Annotated in this window: 17 protein-coding genes; 10 read left to right on the top strand and 7 right to left on the bottom strand. The window is 59.2% G+C overall.

Annotated elements, in window-relative coordinates:
* Positions 1-9 precede the first annotated feature (9 nt).
* The 6 genes from atpD to PYTT_RS06550 all read left to right on the top strand — a co-directional run bounded on the left by atpD (position 10) and on the right by PYTT_RS06550 (position 4,309).
* Positions 10-1,422, top strand: coding sequence for a F0F1 ATP synthase subunit beta (gene atpD / locus PYTT_RS06575; RefSeq protein WP_067773505.1), 1,413 nt, complete (start codon positions 10-12; stop codon positions 1,420-1,422).
* An 18-nt stretch (positions 1,423-1,440) separates the two neighbouring features.
* Complete coding sequence (gene atpC / locus PYTT_RS06570) at positions 1,441-1,857, top strand: ATP synthase F1 subunit epsilon (RefSeq protein ID WP_067773509.1); 417 nt, start codon at positions 1,441-1,443, stop codon at positions 1,855-1,857.
* Positions 1,858-1,870: 13 nt separating this feature from the next.
* Positions 1,871-2,416 carry a hypothetical protein gene (locus tag PYTT_RS06565; protein WP_067773512.1) on the top strand — a complete coding sequence of 182 codons (546 nt, stop codon included), beginning with the start codon at positions 1,871-1,873 and terminating at the stop codon, positions 2,414-2,416.
* A gap of 139 nt (positions 2,417-2,555) precedes the next feature.
* Positions 2,556-2,756 carry a hypothetical protein gene (locus PYTT_RS06560; RefSeq protein ID WP_067773515.1) on the top strand — a complete coding sequence of 67 codons (201 nt, stop codon included), beginning with the start codon at positions 2,556-2,558 and terminating at the stop codon, positions 2,754-2,756.
* 132 nt (positions 2,757-2,888) lie between these two features.
* On the top strand, positions 2,889-3,512 hold the full coding sequence (gene rlmB / locus PYTT_RS06555; RefSeq protein ID WP_067773518.1) for a 23S rRNA (guanosine(2251)-2'-O)-methyltransferase RlmB: 624 nt from the start codon (positions 2,889-2,891) through the stop codon (positions 3,510-3,512).
* Entirely contained in the window at positions 3,509-4,309 is an 801-nt protein-coding gene (locus PYTT_RS06550; protein WP_067773521.1) for a metallophosphoesterase, read from the top strand. Before rlmB ends, PYTT_RS06550 begins: the two co-directional genes overlap by 4 nt.
* Here the strand turns inward: PYTT_RS06550 and PYTT_RS06545 are convergent.
* Positions 4,293-5,945 carry a sulfatase family protein gene (locus PYTT_RS06545; RefSeq protein WP_141675730.1) on the bottom strand — a complete coding sequence of 551 codons (1,653 nt, stop codon included), beginning with the start codon at positions 5,943-5,945 and terminating at the stop codon, positions 4,293-4,295. The genes PYTT_RS06550 and PYTT_RS06545 overlap by 17 nt on opposite strands.
* A gap of 233 nt (positions 5,946-6,178) precedes the next feature.
* Here PYTT_RS06545 and PYTT_RS06540 point away from each other — a divergent pair, with 233 nt between their 5' ends.
* Positions 6,179-7,387 (top strand): TolC family protein, encoded by a 1,209-nt coding sequence (locus tag PYTT_RS06540; protein WP_067773524.1) that lies wholly within the window; start codon positions 6,179-6,181, stop codon positions 7,385-7,387.
* Positions 7,388-7,401: 14 nt separating this feature from the next.
* Here PYTT_RS06540 and PYTT_RS06535 read toward each other — a convergent pair whose 3' ends face one another.
* Complete coding sequence (locus tag PYTT_RS06535; RefSeq protein ID WP_067773527.1) at positions 7,402-8,454, bottom strand: NAD(P)/FAD-dependent oxidoreductase; 1,053 nt, start codon at positions 8,452-8,454, stop codon at positions 7,402-7,404.
* Positions 8,455-8,505: 51 nt separating this feature from the next.
* The gene (leuB, locus tag PYTT_RS06530) at positions 8,506-9,615 is read right to left on the bottom strand and encodes a 3-isopropylmalate dehydrogenase (protein ID WP_067773530.1); all 1,110 of its coding nucleotides are present in this window, start codon (positions 9,613-9,615) and stop codon (positions 8,506-8,508) included.
* An 83-nt stretch (positions 9,616-9,698) separates the two neighbouring features.
* Here leuB and PYTT_RS06525 point away from each other — a divergent pair, with 83 nt between their 5' ends.
* Genes PYTT_RS06525 through PYTT_RS06515 form a run of 3 tightly spaced genes read left to right on the top strand, consistent with a single transcriptional unit; the run spans position 9,699 to position 12,608 of the window.
* Positions 9,699-11,270, top strand: a complete 1,572-nt coding sequence (locus PYTT_RS06525) for a glycosyltransferase family 39 protein (protein WP_141675728.1) — start codon at positions 9,699-9,701, stop codon at positions 11,268-11,270.
* Positions 11,267-12,139, top strand: a complete 873-nt coding sequence (locus tag PYTT_RS06520) for a beta-1,6-N-acetylglucosaminyltransferase (protein WP_067773535.1) — start codon at positions 11,267-11,269, stop codon at positions 12,137-12,139. The genes PYTT_RS06525 and PYTT_RS06520 overlap by 4 nt, the downstream gene beginning before the upstream one ends.
* A gap of 16 nt (positions 12,140-12,155) precedes the next feature.
* Entirely contained in the window at positions 12,156-12,608 is a 453-nt protein-coding gene (locus PYTT_RS06515) for a C-GCAxxG-C-C family protein (protein ID WP_067773538.1), read from the top strand.
* On the opposite strand, the gene rdgB is transcribed toward PYTT_RS06515, so the two are convergent.
* The 4 genes from rdgB to PYTT_RS06495 form a co-directional block, all read right to left on the bottom strand.
* Entirely contained in the window at positions 12,602-13,201 is a 600-nt protein-coding gene (rdgB, locus tag PYTT_RS06510) for an RdgB/HAM1 family non-canonical purine NTP pyrophosphatase (protein ID WP_067773541.1), read from the bottom strand. The genes PYTT_RS06515 and rdgB overlap by 7 nt on opposite strands.
* An 89-nt stretch (positions 13,202-13,290) precedes the next feature.
* Positions 13,291-14,427: a 2-iminoacetate synthase ThiH gene (thiH, locus tag PYTT_RS06505; protein ID WP_067773544.1), complete on the bottom strand. Its 1,137-nt coding sequence runs from the start codon at positions 14,425-14,427 to the stop codon at positions 13,291-13,293.
* 11 nt (positions 14,428-14,438) lie between these two features.
* Complete coding sequence (rho, locus tag PYTT_RS06500) at positions 14,439-16,184, bottom strand: transcription termination factor Rho (RefSeq protein WP_197677895.1); 1,746 nt, start codon at positions 16,182-16,184, stop codon at positions 14,439-14,441.
* 63 nt (positions 16,185-16,247) lie between these two features.
* Entirely contained in the window at positions 16,248-17,000 is a 753-nt protein-coding gene (locus PYTT_RS06495; RefSeq protein WP_067773548.1) for a YebC/PmpR family DNA-binding transcriptional regulator, read from the bottom strand.
* Positions 17,001-17,049: the final 49 nt, after the last annotated feature.

Raw genomic sequence — 17,049 nt, 5'->3', positions numbered from 1 at the left:
CCCATTGTCATGAACAACCAAGGTACCATCGTTCAAATCATCGGCGCCGTCGTGGACGTCGACTTCTCGCAGGCGCACGCCATGCCGGCCGTCTTCAATGCCTTGACCGTCGAGTACACGGTGGGCGGCGAGCAGAAAAGCCTCGTCCTCGAAGTCGAACAGCACCTCAGCGACGGCTGGGTGCGCGCCGTCGCCATGAGTTCGACCGACGGCCTGAAGCGCGGCATGGCCGTGACCGATACGGGAGCCCCCATTACCGTGCCTGTGGGCGATTGCGTGCTCGGCCGCATCTTCAACGTGCTCGGCGACACCGTGGACAACAAGGGCGAACCCGGCTGCGCCAAGCGCTATCCCATCCACCGCCCCGCTCCCGCGCTGGAAGAACAATCCACCACCTCCGAAGTGCTCGAAACCGGCATCAAGGTGATCGACCTCATCTGTCCCTTCCTGAAAGGCGGCAAGGCAGGCTCCTTCGGCGGCGCAGGCGTCGGCAAGACCGTGCTCATCATGGAGCTCATCAACAACATCGCCAAGGCGCGATCCGGACTCTCCGTCTTCGCAGGCGTGGGCGAACGTACCCGCGAGGGGAACGACCTCTACAACGAAATGATCGAATCCGGCGTCATCAACCTCGAAGAACCGGACAAATCCAAAGTGGCTCTCGTGTACGGACAGATGAACGAACCTCCCGGCGCCCGCCTCCGCGTGGCCCTCTCCGCCCTCGCCATGGCCGAATACTTCCGCGACGAGGAAAACAGGGATGTGCTGCTCTTCATCGACAACATCTTCCGCTTCTCGCAGGCAGGCTCCGAAGTATCCGCCCTGCTCGGCCGCACTCCCTCCGCCGTGGGCTACCAGCCCAACCTCGCCGAGGAAATGGCCAACCTGCAGGAACGCATCACCTCCACGAAGCGCGGTTCCATCACCTCCATGCAGGCCGTCTATGTGCCTGCGGACGACTTGACGGACCCCGCTCCCGCCACCACCTTCGCCCACCTCGACTCCACCGTGGTGCTCGAACGCTCTCTGGCGGCACAGGGCCTCTTCCCGGCCGTGGACCCGCTCTCCTCCACATCCAAGGCGCTCGCCCCCGAACTCGTGGGCGAAGAGCATTACCGCGTCGCCCGCGGCGTGCAGCAGATCCTGCAACGCTACAAAGATCTGCAGGACATGATCGCCATTCTCGGCATGGACGAACTGTCCGAAGCGGACAAGAAAACCGTCAGCCGCGCCCGCAAAATCCAGCGATTCCTCACGCAGCCCCTGCACGTCGCCGAAGTTTTCTCCAGCATCCCCGGCGCCTATGTGCCCGTGGAAGAAACCGTGCGCGGCTTCGCGGAAATTCTGGACGGGAAATGGGACTCCGTCCCCGAATCCAACTTCTTCATGCGAGGCGGCATCGACACCGTCGAGAAAAACTGATCCCGTCCACCTGAGGCCATGTCCCTGCACTTCAAAATCATCACGCCCGACCGCACCGCCCTTGAGGCGGAAGTGGACAATATCGTCGTGCCGGGCGCACTCGGCGAGATGGAAGTGCTCACCCAGCACTCGAACCTCATCACCATCATCATACCCGGCGAACTGCGCTACCGGATGGCCGGAAGCGGAGAGGAGCACCAGCTCGTCGTCGGCTCGGGAGTCTTCCAAATCGAGCACGACCGTGTCATACTTACCACGGATCTCGCTCTGGAAACGTCAGATATAGATGAGAAGAGCGTGGAGGAAGCCATCGCCGCCGCACAGGAGGCTCTCCGCCAGCAGGAAAAACTGACGGTCGAAGAACGCCGCCGCCTCGATACGAACCTGGCCAAGCAACTCGCCATTCTCGAATTCAACCGCAAATACAAACGCTAAACCGCATTCGACCATGAGCACCCCACAATGGAATGATACTTTCATGCGCCTGTTCACGGAAGCCGTCGATCGCTTCCATCAGGGGCACACACGCTGGCAGGACATCTTTACCGCACCGGAAATCGAGTTCCTCGCCACCATCGGTTACCGCACCCGCGAAATGTTCGACTTCGTCGAAGACTTCGCCCAGGAAGGCGACCCTTCACCGACGACGGCGCTGCTCGTCGCCTCCGTACGCCGGGATTTCTTCCTGACGGCCCAGCGCGGCATCGTCTCGAACACCACGCTCATCACCGTCAACGAACTTCCCACCTTCGGCGATGAAGTGCATGGCATCGCCTACCTGCCCCGCATCATCAAAAAGGCCGAAGGCAAACTGTACGGCAATCTTGACCCGGACATCATGTACTGCTGCGGCGGAGACCGCAAATTCCTCCGCGAACACGGCAACATCCATCCCGCAGACTTCCTCCGCATGATCTGGGGCGCAAAAGGCGATCGCCAGAAGATCGTCACCTATGTGCTCAATGCCATGAAAAACGCCGGGCAGGAAGGCTGATCCGGTCGCCGGTTCTTTTCACGAACGCGCCCGCATCCGGCGATGCGGGCTTTTTGTTGCACACGGTCTAACATAATTTGGCAACGGCGAAATTATCGTTGCAAAGTATATAACTACATTATACAATACGTGCAAACCTATGCAGACCAACCATACGCCCGACAATACGCCTGTTACCCATATCCCCGTCGACCACGCCATGCTGGATCAATTATCGCAGCTTTCGGAACGCTGGGATATTCCTGTCGAGGATATTCTGCCCGCACTTATGGCAGCGCTTCCATCAGAAACTCTGGAGCAGGCTCTCAAAGACGCCATAGCCTCGGCCCATTCTTCCTGAACAGTCCGCACATCTCTTCCGGAACCGCATCACCATGCGATCTTGTCCTGCATGAAACCGGCTTCGTGCAGGACAATTTTATTCCCGCGTAGCGCCTTGACACGGCAGAGCCTTCCGTTTATCCTCATTCGCATGAGATTCCAGGGTCAGGACAAAGGCAGGCAGGCACGCGCCAACAAACACACAGCTCCCACGAACAGCGGTTCCAAGCCCGTTGTCCGCGCGCTGGACGAACACGCCCTCTTCGACATTCTCGAGGCGCAGCCGCAAGGCCTCTATCTGATTCTCGACTGCATTCAGGATCCCCATAATCTCGGGGCCATCCTTCGCACAGCGGATGGCGCAGGCGTAGCCGCCGTCATCTCCCCCAAGGACAAATCCGCCTCCATCACGGAAACCGTGCTTCGCGTCTCCGTCGGCGCTGCGGAAAAAGTGCCCTTCGTGCAGGTCACGAACCTGTCCCGCACCATGAAATTCCTTCAGGAAAACGGTATCTGGCTCATCGGCACTTCCGATCATGGCGACCGCACCATTTACGACACGGATCTCAAGGGAGGAATCGCCATCGTCATGGGTGCGGAAGGCGACGGCATGCGCCGCCTCACGGAAGAGAATTGCGATTTCCTCGTCAAGATTCCCATGCTCGGCAGCGTTCCCTGCCTGAACGTCTCCGTCGCCACGGGCGTGTGCCTCTACGAGGCGCTGCGCCAACGGGCTGCAGCAGCTACCGCGGCGGCCGATGCCGCCCAGCCATGATCCGCCACCTCGAACCCGAACCGGGCGAACGCATCCGCCTGATTTCCGACGTCCACCTCGGCCATGTTCGCAGTACCGTCGAGAATGTGGAAACATTGCGCCCTCTTCTGCATGGCTGCGACAGGCTGATCGTCTGCGGCGACCTCGCCGAAACGCGTGCATGCGCCTTTCAGACCAAAGGCATGGCGATGAAGCGCGATTTCGCCTCCATGTGCCGTGAGGAAGGAGTCATTCTCCACAAGCTTGCCGGCAACCATGATCCTCTGGAAGAAACCTCCGTCCTGAAGCTGTACGGCGGCAGCGTCGTCGCCCTCCACGGGCATGCCCTCTACAAGGTCGGAGCACCCTGGGGATGGGAATATCTCAACCACAAGCAGGCTTGTCGCGATCTGATCGCCCGCCATCCCATGAGCGATACCGATCTGGAAGACCGGATGGCGCTCGCCCGGGAAATGGCCCTGCTCTCACCTCCCGTCCTGCAGAGACCCCGCGTCTCGAAAAACCGCGTCCTGCGCTTCCTGGCCCACTGCGGATGGCCGCCTTCGCGCCCGATTGCAATCCTCCGCGCATGGATGACGATGAGCAGCCTGATGCACCGCTTCACGGAGCAATTCTTCCCGGAAGCCCGCATCGTCTGCTTCGGGCATTTCCACCGCCCAGGGCAATGGAAACGCGCCGGCAGACTGTACGTCAATACCGGCGCGTTTTTCAAAAATGCCCGCCCGTCCATCGTCGACCTTTCGGATGGCCGCGTGACAGGCATTCACACGGGATCGCTGCTTACCACGAAGGCGTGAACTTGGGAATGGGAGTGCCCTTGCCGCCCGGGCTGTCTGCCGGCACTTCGTATTGGTCGCGGAGTTTTTCGTACTCCACCATGATTTCCTTGACGATATCGGCGTACTTCGGATCATCGAACACGTTGACCATCTGCTGGGGATCCTTTTCGTTGTCGAACAGCATGTATTCACCGCTCGTCCAGAGCCTGGCGAACGTATAACGGGGCGTACGGACGCCGTCATGGCGCGGAGCATTGTGCTCTCCGGGGTTTTCGTAGAAGGCGTAGTAGATCACGCGGTCCTTGAAATCCGGGGATTCACCCGTTGCAAAAAGCGGCACGAGGCTCTTGCCCTGGAAGGTCTTCATGTTTTCCGGAGTATCGGCGCCGGCCGTTGCCAGAATGGTGGGAGCATAGTCGATATTCTGCACGATGGCTTCGGAGCGCACGCCGGGTTTGATGTGGCCCGGCCAGCGCATGATCAGCGGCATGCGGAATGTTTCCTCGAAAATCCAGCGCTTGTCGTACAAGCCGTGCTCGCCCAGATAGAAGCCCTGGTCGCCGCAGTAGATGACGAGCGTATTGTCGGAAAGGCCGCTCTTGTCGAGATAGTCCATGAGTTCGCCGATGCTGTCGTCCACGGCCAGAATCGAACCGAGATAATCCTCCATGTAGGTGCGCCAGCGCCATTCGAGCATTTGCTTCTCCGTCTTGATCTTGCCGGACTTGACCAGCTCAACGAGTTCTTCCGTGCGGGCCTTGTGGTATTTCTCCCACGCGGCGCGCTGGGCCGGATTCATGCGCTTGACATCGCCGAGCTCCCAGCCGTAGCCGGGGGAAACGATTTTTTTGCGGACGTCTTCCGGCACGAGATCCTTCATGATGTGCAAATCGGAATAGACGGCCATATGGCGGGCGATCGTTTGCTCGTTCTCTCTCAGGAAGCTGGGACGGTTGGCGTAATTGTCTTCCAGCGATGCAGGCGGCGTCAGCTTCGATACGGCCTCTTTGGCCTTGCCGAGATGGCGCTCCGCAGGCATCCACGGACGGTGGGGGGCCTTGTGGCCGACGACGAGGGCGAACGGCTTGTTCTTATCGCGGTGCTCAAGCCAGTCGATACTCTTCTTCGTCACGAGGTCGGTCGCATAACCTTCTTCGCGCGTCACTTTGCGCTTGCCGTTCTGTCCGCGGGAAATGAAATCGGGATTGTAGTAGGCGCCCTGTCCGGGGAAGATTTCCCAGTGGTCGAAACCGGTGGGATCGGATTCGAGATGCCACTTGCCGAAAATGGCGGTCTGATAACCTGCCTGCTGGAGCATCTTCGGATAGGTCGGCTGCGAACCGTCGAACGGCGTCCGGCCTTCATTGAAAATATAGCCGTTTTTGTGCGAATGGCGTCCGGTCAGAATACAGGCGCGGGACGGCCCGCACAGGGAATTCGCACAGTAGCTCCGATCGAAGACCATGCCTTCCTTCGCCAGCTTGTTGAAATGGGGATAGGCGATCGGAGAATCCTTCTCGCACGTGCCCATGGCCTGCACAGCGTGGTCATCTGTAATGATAAACAGAATGTTCGGACGCTGCGCATCGGTTTTCCGAGCCGTCGGAGCCTCATCCGCAAAAATCGGCGCGGCGCAGGCGGCAGAGATGAACATGATGGCAGTAGATTTCAAACTCATACCCGCTTATTCTACTCTTTCAACGCCTGAGGTCAAGCGAACTTTTCGGAAGGCGCCCGTTGCAGCCCCTCTGCCGCCGGGCTCCGAAAGAGGAGCAGGAGTATCCGGCATCCGCAGGAAGGCGCATTCTTATCTTGCAGTAGTATACGCTATCTGCTAGTGTTGTTCCGGTGAAGCGATACCCCCTGCTCCTTTTTTTGTGCCTAGGTTTGTGGGGGTGTTCCATATCCCGGCAAATCGACGAGCGCATCGAAACGGACAGCAAGGCCATCAATGAACTGGTCGCCAAAATGCCCCGGTGGGAAGAGCTGCCTGTGCGGCAGATCACCTGGCAACAGGCCGTGGACATGGTCATGAAGGACAATCAGGAAATCCGCAATCTTCATACGACCATCGACAGCGCGGAACGGTACGCCCGCAGCATCTATACCGACCTGATCCCCGGCGTAAACCTCTATTCGTCGATGTCCCAATCCGTCAAGGAACTGGCCAACGCCGTCACGCCGGACGACATTTCCTACAACATCAACATCCTCTTCAACCTCCCCTCCATCTCGCAGCTCCCCTACCGCGTGTACGAAGCCCAGGCACGCGTGTATGCCGCCAAGAAGAACCTCGAAGTCAAGCAGCGAGACCTCGTTTCCAAACTCTACAAATTCATCCGCACGAGCGAACTGACCCGGAAGGCGGACCAACTGGAACGCGAGAAGATCGGCCTCGAAGACCGCGAATGGAAAATCGGAGCCCTGCAGCAGAGCCGCGAAGACCTCGACCGCACGGAATGGGCGGAATTGTGTACCCTGCTGGGCAATCAGGACGGACGCTGGGTCATCATCCCGGAAACCGTCCCCAACCTCAACTGGGATCATTACAAGAAAGCCTGCAGGCACCTCGACCCCCTCTCCGTCGCCGTGCTGGCCATGGGTCTCGAACAGGTGCGCATGGAACGCTACCAGACCCTCATGCAGTACCTGCCGCAGCTCAACATGAACCTGTACAGCCCCTCGCTCTTCTCCTCCACGGGCGGCACCTACGGCGGCACGTTCCTCAACAGCAGCGACATGACGCTCAATACGAACGCCTCCCTGCAGCTGGACACCCGGCTTAATATCTGGAACCAGTACAAGACGAGGGAAGAAGCCTACGAAGCCAAGAAAAGGGAACTCAAGTTCGAACTGATGCGCCGCCTCACACGCGTCGACCAGCTCATGAGGAGCTGCAAGGAATTCGAAACATGGAAAAGCTTCATGCAGAAGACGGTCGCCCACGAAGCGGGATTCGTACCCGAAACCGGCGCCGAATATCTGGAGCAGCGCAAGAGAAACATTGAAATGCGCGCCGACGTGCTCGACAAGGAAAAGAAAAAGGTGGAAGGCGAAGCGGCGCTGATCAGCGAGTACGGCCTGTTCGCCAAGTAAGCCAAACCCGAGCCTTACTTGCGGGCAAGACGCTTCCACAGAGGAGCCGGATCGACATCTTCCGGCATGGCCGTGCCGTTCACGAGATGCTCGACCAGCAATTGCGAAACCCACGGGCTTGTCGTCACGCCCCGGCTGCCAAGCCCGGAAAAGACATAATGCCCCGGCATGCCCGGCAAAGGCCCCGCCACGGGCTGGCTGTACCGGATGATGGGACGTACGGCCGCACGAGCCCTCACGATGCCGATCTCTCCTTCGTACCGCTGGCGCAAGCTGTACAGCAGCTCCTGCACGGCAGTCTCTTCCGCTGCTCCCGGATCATCCCATGACCAGGCATACGTTGCACCAAGCCGCCAGACGCCGCCCCAATGCACAAGCCAATGGCCGAAATGCAGGATGCCCGCATGCCATGCCAGCCCGGGCAGCTCGATATCCACAATGGTACCTTTCGAGAGGCGGCTCTCCAACGCCGGCAGTTGCAGCCGGGAAGCCACTTCATACCCCGTACACCAGACAATGTGGGTAAACCGTTCACCCTGCCAGATAAAATCGTCCCCTTGCCGCTCGATCTCTTCGGGAGCCACCTCTCCCTCGCGAAACAATCCCTGCCCCTGCAGCCAGACGCGCTGGGCATTCACCAGAGCTTCGGCATGCAGCACGGCGGAGCCCCGCGTGTAGGCCGCACGGCCCTCCCCCTGCCAGCCTTCCGGCCACGGCAGTACAGGCCCGGCATAGGAACAGGATTCGGGATCGCTCTGGCGTTCCTTCCAAATCTCCTCCTGATCTTCGCCGACCAGCTCGCGCCAGATCGGCGTCTTCTGCCACCAGGAGCCTCCAAGCTCGCGCTCCGTTTCCGTATAATACGCATCCGCCTCCGGCAGGCACTCGGCCTGCCTCCATTCGGGCCGCACCTTGCGGCCCGTCAGGGGATTCACCAGCCCGGCTGCAACCCGGGAAGCCGTCTCGCCGACGGGACGATCCACCACCAGGCAATCCACCCCCCGGCGGATCAGCCTCCATGCCAGCGAACTGCCGGCGAGTCCCTGTCCAACGATCAAGATGCGCATGGCGAAGAAGAAAAACGGGCGGCATTCTCACGCCGCCCGGTGTCAAAAGCCTTACAGAGCGGCAATGATCGCATCGCCCATGGCGGCGGTATTGACGCGGATCTCGTTCGGCGCACCCGTGGCAAGATCGCCCGTGCGGTAGCCGAGGTCGATCACCCGGCGCACGGCGCGGTCGATATCGTTGGCGGCAGCCGTCTCACCGAGCGAATAGCGGAGCAGCATGCCCAGAGAAAGAATCTGGGCGATGGGATTGGCAATGCCCTTGCCCGCGATGTCGGGAGCGGAACCGCCGGAAGGCTCGTACATGCCGAAGAACAGCCCGTTGTCCTTGCTGCCCTGGCACAGGCTTGCGCTCGGCAGCATGCCGAGGGAGCCGCAGATCATGGCCATCTCGTCGGAAAGAATATCGCCGAAGAGGTTCTCGGTCACGAGTACGTCGAACTGCTGCGGATTGCGCACGAGCTGCATGGCGGCATTGTCCACATACATGTGGCGCACTTCCACCTCGGGATAATCCTTCGCCACTTCAAGAATCGTCTCGCGCCACAGGATGGAGCTGGTCAGCACATTGGCCTTGTCCACGCTGGTCAGGAGATTGCGGCGGCCACGGGCGGCTTCAAAGGCCACGCGGGCGATGCGCTCGATCTCGCTCTTCCGGTACACCAGAGTATCCACGGCGGTATCTTCGCCATCGATCTCCTTGCGGTAGCGGGGCTGGCCGAAATAAAGGCCGCCCGTCAGCTCGCGGACGCAGAGAATGTCGAAACCTCCCTCGATGAGTTCGTTCTTCACCGGGGAAGCGTGCGTCAGAGCCGGAAGGCAAATGCCGGGACGCAGATTCGCATAAAGGCCGAAATGCTTGCGAAGGGGCAGCAGGGCGCCGCGCTCGGGCTGCTCGTTGGGCGGCAGGTTCTCCCACTTCGGGCCGCCTACGGAGCCGAAAAGAATGGCATCCGCCGCTTCGCAGGCACGCAGCGTTTCATCCGGAAGGGCCTTGCCTGCATGGTCGATCCCCGCACCGCCGACGTACTGCTCGCTCAATGTGACGCCGAAACCGTACCGGAGGCTCAAGGCTTCGAGCACACGCAGGGCTTCGCACATCACTTCCGGGCCGATACCATCGCCCGCCAATACCGCGATCTTGTAGTTTTTCGCACTCATGGACCTGCGCAGAATGCGCCCTTAAGCTTCAAAAGTCAAGCCCAAGCTATGTTCCCCTTGACTTTGCAAGACGGCATGATACGATGGCAACCCGAATGGCTCCGGACTCTCTTCGCAAGTTCATCCACAATCGGGAACGGCCTCTTTCCGTACTCTTCTTTTTCGTGTACGGCCTTGCCGTTCTCTACTACTTCAACACCTCTTCGCCGAAGCTCGATTTCAACCCCTGCCCCAGTCCGAACATGTATCTGACGATCGGGCAGGCCATGTTCGACGGCTTCGTTCCCTACCGTGACCTCTTCGACGGAAAAGGCATGCCCATCTTCCTGTTCAACGGGATAGGAGGACTGATCGACAGCGACGGCTATATCGGCCAATGGCTGGTTGCCTGCGCCTTCTTCGCATGGACCCTTTACTATATCAATCGCACGGCGCGCCTCTTCCTCAATCGCACCCACGCACTGGCTGGCACCCTGCTGATGTCTTTCTTCATCCTTTTCCAAAGAAGAATGTATCTCACAGGAGCCATGGGCGATGAGTTCACGATGCCGATGATTGCCATGGGCATCTATTATTTCCTCATTCTGGGCAAAGATACATGCTCCTTCAAAAAACTCTGCATCTTCGGGTGTCTTGGAGGCCTGCTTCTGGCGTGCAAATTTACCCTGGCCTCCTTCTGGTTCGTCCTTGCATTCGCCGTCCTTGCGGAAGCGTGGCGCCACCTCGGCTTCAGAGCGGCCTGCAAACGCGCCGGCATGATCGCCATCGGCGCAGCCTTCATTCTTATCCCCTGCATCGCCTATTTCGCATGGCACGGCGCACTGGATGCCTATGTGGAGGGATATATCGTTTTTCATACCTACCACGTCACCGAATCGACGAGCAACCGTATCTTCTACCTCGTGCGCGGCGTCATGGACTATCCCGACTACATACTTCTCATTCTGGCGGGGATGGCCTATTGGATTGCTGCCGCATCCAGAGGGTATTCCCGCTTCAGGCGCATCGGCCTGCCCGTCTCGTTCATCGCCATGTATCTGGCCGTCTTTGCCGGAAGCATGTTCTCAGCCTACTACCTGCTCTCGCTGATTCCTTTCGCCACATTCGGCGTCATTTATCTGCTGCACGACATGGGAGATCGTACCCTTCCCTTCCTGCGCCGGGCTGCAGCAACAGGATGCTGCATCGCCTTTCTGTTCCTGCTCTCCCGCGAAGCTTCTTCGCTGATTACGGACCGTGGCAAAACGCCCGATTTCTCTCTGGAGACTCTCAAGCGGCAGAAGCAGGAACTCGCCGATCTGGCTCAGGCCATTTCGCAGGAATCAGCCCATCCGACCGTTCTTTGTTTCGGCTGTTTCGACAACGGCATCTACCGCAGGCTCGGCATCATTCCCAATGTACCTCGATACCAGCTCGTCAATTTCGACCCGCAGGGCAAGACGTTGCAACGGCAATACGTGCGTGAACACCGATGCGAATTCATTCTCGTTAATCTCTCCGACGTCAAACAGGAAGAAATGCCCTCAATAGACGCATTCTTGCGGGAATGCGGATACCGCCCGCTGTTTGCCGACAATTTGCGCTCTGTCCCCTGGCTCGTGTACAGGAGAACCCCGGGATCATCGGCAAATACCATTGACATCCAAACGCCATGATTGACGCCTATCTGATCCAGTGCCATGACCGCCCCCATCAGGTCAACGCTCTCGCACAGTATCTTGCAGACGGAGGCCACGATGTCTTCATTCATGCGGATGCCCGGTCCGCCATCGGCCACTTGATCCGCCAAACGGCGAATATCCATCTGGTGCGCCATCCTGCCGCCGTCGACTGGGGAGGCTGGACACAGGTTGAGGCAACTCTGAAGATGATCGAGGAGGCAAGGCACACAGGCAGGCAATACCGTTATTTTCACTTGCTGAGCGGCCATTGCCTGCCTCTGCGCTCCATGAAGGCGATGGATGCCATTCTGGACGATGCCTATGCCAGCCAAACGCAGTTCATCGAATGCGAGCCGATGCCCCGCAGCCAATGGGGGCAACGCGACGGCGGCATGCACAGGCTGCAAGTGTACTATCCCTCCTTCATCGTCAGCAAACACACCCGCCTGCATCAGGATTATTTCTGGTTGTATACGAACAAGTGGCTGCGGTTGAAGCTTCGCCGGCCGGCATTCAGATCCGCAGAACGGTTCTATGGAGGCGCCCAATGGTTCTCGTTGACAGGAGATGCCATGGATGCCGTGATTGCCTACATGCACAGCCACCGCCGCATGGTGCGGTTTTTCAAGCATACGTTCTGCAGCGATGAAATGTTCTTCCAGACATGCCTGATGCGCTCAGGATTCCCGATCCACACCGTCGGCAACCATCGCTATCTCCAATGGCCTTTCGCCAATGCGCCTTCTCCTTGCGATCTGGCTCCGGAAGACTGGCAGGCGGCGCGGGACTCCGGCTGCCTGTTCGGCCGCAAGTTCCAGCTTTCCCCCGCGGAATGTTCCCGCTATTTTTCCTCGCTCACCTGAACCGCCGCACCAACTCATGACTTATCCGGAACGCGCTCTGGATTTCTTCCATCAGGGCTACAACTGCGCCCAGTCCGTGCTGGCCGCCTTTGCGGACGATCTCGAACTTACCGTACCCGCCGCCTTGAAGCTTTCATCAGGTTTCGGCGCCGGCATCGGACGGATGCGCGGCGTTTGCGGCGCATTTTCGGCTCTGGCGATGGTGGCCGGGTTCGTCCGGGGCAATACGACGCCGGATCTCGATGACAAGGAAGCCATTTTCTCACTGATCCGCTCACTGGCGGCAGAATTCGAGCAAGCGCACGGCTCGCTGATATGCAGAGACCTGTTGCATCTTGGAAACGATGTGCAGGAATCGGCACGGCCTCAAGCACGCACGGCAGCCTATTATGCAAGCCGCCCATGCGAAGCGTGCATCGCCTTCTGTGCCGCCCGAGGCGAGCAGCTTCTCAACCGGACGGCTTATTGACGCCCGCGCAGGTACTCGACCGCCTTCGCCAGCGCACGACCGCGGTGGGACATGCCGTTTTTCTCTTCGCCCGTCAACTCGGCAAAGCTTCGCTCATGGCCTTCGGGAACGAAAAGAGGATCGTAGCCGAATCCCTTTGCTCCGCGCAATTCTTTCAACATGGAGCCTTCGACACTGCCGGAAAATTCACCCAGCACTTCGCCACCCTTCGCCAGCACCATCACGCACATGAAGCGGGCCGCCATCGGCACATCGTCCGCGAAGCGCGCCAGATCCTGCATCATCTTCCGGTTGTTCAGTTCATGGTTGCCGTCTTCACCGCCGAAACGGGCGGATCGCACGCCGGGCAAGCCGCCCAGCGCATCGACGCACAGGCCCGAATCGTCGGCCAGCACGATACCGGGAATCACGCGGGAAGCCGAAACGGCTTTCAAGGCGGCATTTTCGGCAAACGTCTCTCCAGTCTCCTCGACTTCGGGGGCTTCGGGATAGGAGGAAAGGTCGCGGACTTCGTACAGTCCGGCGAGCATCTGGCGAATTTCTTCCGTTTTATGAGCATTGCGCGTGGCGACGACAAGAAGAGGCAGAGTCATATCTGCCCTCTTGGATAACATGGCCGCCCAGCGGAATCAAGCCTGCATCCCGTTCCGCAACACGGCGCCGGGATGCGGGCGTACGGAGTTTACCTGATGTTGATGCTGTCGTCCCAATCCTTCCAGATGGGTTCCAGCCCGGCGGCATGGACGGCTTCAATGAATTCGGGTACGCTCCGCTCATCCGAGATGGCGAATTGCTCCGTCGCCTTGGTGCAATGGCTGCGCTGTTCCTCCGTCAATTCCTTCTGCACACCGTGCAGGGTGATATGGGCGCGGTTCAGCCCGGCTCCGGTGTAGCCGCCCGGTTCAGTCTTGGCGCAAGCGGACATGCTGGTGACGCCGATGTTCATCAGCGCATTGCGCATGGCCGGAGTTTCACGCGTGCTGACGGTGAAGCCTACATGCGGGAAGCAGATGCGCAAAGCGCAGAGAAGCTGCACGTAGTGGCGGTCGTCGAGCATCAGCTCGGTATCCGGCGTGTATTCGTAATTGCCCGCATAGGGGCGCATGCGGGGGAAGGAGATGGATACCTGGGCTTTCCAGCAATGCTTGAGCAGGTAATCCACATGGCAGGCAAGAGCGAGAGCTTCCTGCCGCCACGGAGCAATGCCGAAGAGAGCGCCGATCCCGATTCGCCGGAATCCTCCGGCATAGGCGCGTTCCGGGCAGTTGACGCGCCAGACGAAGTCTTTCTTGAGTCCTGCCGTATGCAGCGTTTCGTAGATGGAACGATTGTATGTTTCCTGAAACACGGTCAGCAATTCGGCTCCGTGGTGGACGATTTCCGCATAACGGTCGTCCGGCAGAGGTCCGATTTCGAGTCCCAGAGAAGGAATGAACGTGCGGAGCCTGTCCAGGCATGCCTGCAAATAGCCGTCGGAAACGAACTTGGGATGCTCCCCGGCCACGAGCAGCAGGCTTCTCAGCCCCTGGTCGTAGAGGTAACGGGCTTCCTGCTCGACTTCATCGACGGTCAGCGTGGTGCGGATGATGGGATTGTCCCGCGAGAAGCCGCAGTATTTGCAATTGTTGATGCATTCGTTGGACAGGTAGATGGGGGCGAAGAGGCGCAGGGTGCAGCCGAAGAAACGGCGGGTGATGTTTCTGCTCTCCTGCGCCATGGCCTCCAGTTCCGCATCGGTAGCGGGTTCCAGCAGGCGCATCAATTTCCTCACCGCCGGAGGCGGTGAAGCCATCAGACTGTCTAATTCATCCGAAAACATAACGATAAGATTTACGCTCTGGATTTGAGGTCCAGAAGCATTTGGGCGTTGCTCGGGTACCTCTTCAGGAAGAAGAGCAAACGCTCCATGGCCTCCACCGGTTTGTGCCCCGCAAGGGCGAGCCGGATCAGGCGTGTTTTTTCGAGGGCGAGCTCGGACAGGATCAGCTCCTCGCGGCGCGTCCCGGATTTCAGGATGTCTACGGCGGGGTAGATGTATTGTTCGGCAATGCGCCTGTTGAGAACGAGTTCCATATTGCCCGTGCCCTTGAATTCCTGGAAGATCAGATCGTCCATGCGGCTGTTCGTTTCCACGAGGGCGGTGGCGAGGATGGTGAGGGAGCCTGCGGTTCGCGTATTGCGGGCGGCGGCAAACAGGCGGCGGGGCATTTCCAGCGCCCGCGCATCGATACCGCCGGACATGGTTCTGCCGCTGCCCTGATCCGCGTTGTTGTAGGCGCGGGCAAGGCGGGTGATGGAGTCGAGCAACAGGATTACATGCTTTCCGGCTTCGACGAGACGCTTGGCACGCTCGATGCACAGCTCGGCAAGGCGACAGTGGTCGCGCACATGGCTATCGTTCGAGGAGGCATAGACTTCCGCTCCGGGAATGCCGCGCTTGAACTCGGTCACTTCTTCCGGGCGTTCGTCCACGAGAAGAATCATCAGGTGCATTTCTTCCTCGTAGTTCTCCTGCACGGCTTCGGCAATGTGCTGCAAAAGGGTCGTCTTCCCGGTGCGGGGAGGGGCGACGATCAGACCGCGCTGGCCGCGGCCTACGGGGGCAACAAGGTCGAGCGTACGGGTCGTGTACCGCTCAGGCACCGTTTCGAAAGCAAGGCGGTGGGTGGGGTTGACGGCTTTGAGATCTTCGAAATAGGGATTTTTTGCCGCTTCTTCGGGCGTCTGCCCGTTCACGCTTTCGATGGAAACCATCTGGTGGCCTCGTTCGTATCTCTGAGCCTTGCCCTTGAGCCAGACGCAGGGGCGGAGCTGGTAGCTCTGAATCATTTCCACCGGCACATAGACAGCTTCACGCGATTGGGCAAAGTCCGTTTCCGGCGTGCGGATGAAGCCGTATCCCTTGGGGGTTATTTCAAGGAGACCGCTCAATTCCTCCGGTTCGCCGACGGGCACATAATTGTTCTGTGCGGGCTGGCTACCGTCCCAGCTGCTGCGGTTGTTGTCCCGGTTGTTATCGCGACCGTTTTGGTTGCGGTTATTCTGATTGCGGTTGTTGCGAAATTTGTTCTTTCCGCCTTGTCCGTTCTGACGGTTTTGATAATCACCACGGCCGGTCTGCCCGTCGTTATTGTTGAATGTGCGCTTACCGTCGCGGCGGTAGGATTCGCGCACCGTGCGGATTCCCGTGCCGTTCTGTCCCTGATCGGAGGACTGGGGGCGGAACTGGCGCTGGCCGCCACGGTTGCCGTTCTCGCGCACGGGCCTTTGCTGGCGTTCCCTCCGGGGCTCGTCGTTTCGGGTTTCCCGTTCGTCATGGCGTGGAGCGGCAGTTTCGTTGCGAAGTTCGGTTGCAACAGGGATTTCTCCGGCGGGCGTTTCGGCGACTTTGTCCTTCCGCGTTGTCCTTGATACCCGGCGTGCGGGAACGGATTCATCCTGTCCGGATTCCTTGCGCACGGCTTCCATATCAGCCGCCTCGGCGGCACGGGTCTTGCGGACGGCACTCTTCCTGGGTTTGGCAGGAGGGCGGGATTCCCCATCGCTTGCGGCGCGATTCGTATCAGGGTCTGTCATGTCTCGGGAAGAAAAAAACCGCAGCCGGAACTTTCACGTTCCGGCCGCAAATGAATGAGCTGATCAAAGCTGTTCGAGGATGTCCTCGGAGATGTCGAAGTTCGAGAACACATTCATCGCATCATCGTAGTCGTCAAGACGTTCGAAGAGGTTCATCACCTTGCGGGCCGTGTCCACATCCTTGATTTCGACCGTATTCTGTGCCACGGAGATCAGGCGCATGCCCGTCACGTTCTTCCCGGCGGATGTCAGACCGCTGCAGACGGAACTCAAATCGGTCGGACTGCAAACGAAGACCCATTCGCCGTCTTGGTCGCCTTCGCCGACATCGTCGGCACCGACTTCCATTGCCAGCTCCATGGCGCCGTCTTCATCAAGGGTTTCATCAATGATGCGGGCTTCGCCCTTGCGGTCGAACTGGTACGCGACAGATCCGGGAGTACCCATGTTGCCGCCGTTGCGGGAGAAGAGGGTGCGGAGTTCCGAGGAAGCACGGTTGGTGTTGTCCGTTGCCACTTCCACGAGCATGGCCGTTCCGGCGGGGCCGTAGCCTTCGTACACGATTTCCTGAATGATTTCGCCGACGAGTTCACCCGTCCCCTTTTTGATGGCGCGGTCGATATTGTCTTTCGGCATGGAGCAGGCCTTGGCTCCTTCGATCGCCGCGCGCAAGCGGGGGTTGGTATCTACATCGCCACCGCCATTGCGGGCAGCCAGAGTGATTTCACGCGAGAAACGGGCGAAGATTTTACCTTTCTTCGCATCTTCCTTGGCTTTGGTGAACTTGATTTTGGACCATTTATTATGACCTGACATAATTTGGGATTTCCTTGAGGGGTGTGAAAAACAGAAAAAACAGGAAGGT

Origin of the sequence: Neoakkermansia glycaniphila, from assembly GCF_900097105.1 — a bacterium.
GTDB lineage: Bacteria > Verrucomicrobiota > Verrucomicrobiia > Verrucomicrobiales > Akkermansiaceae > Akkermansia > Akkermansia glycaniphila.
Note: the sequence above shows the minus strand (reverse complement) of the source record. Positions and strands in the feature narration are given on the sequence as shown.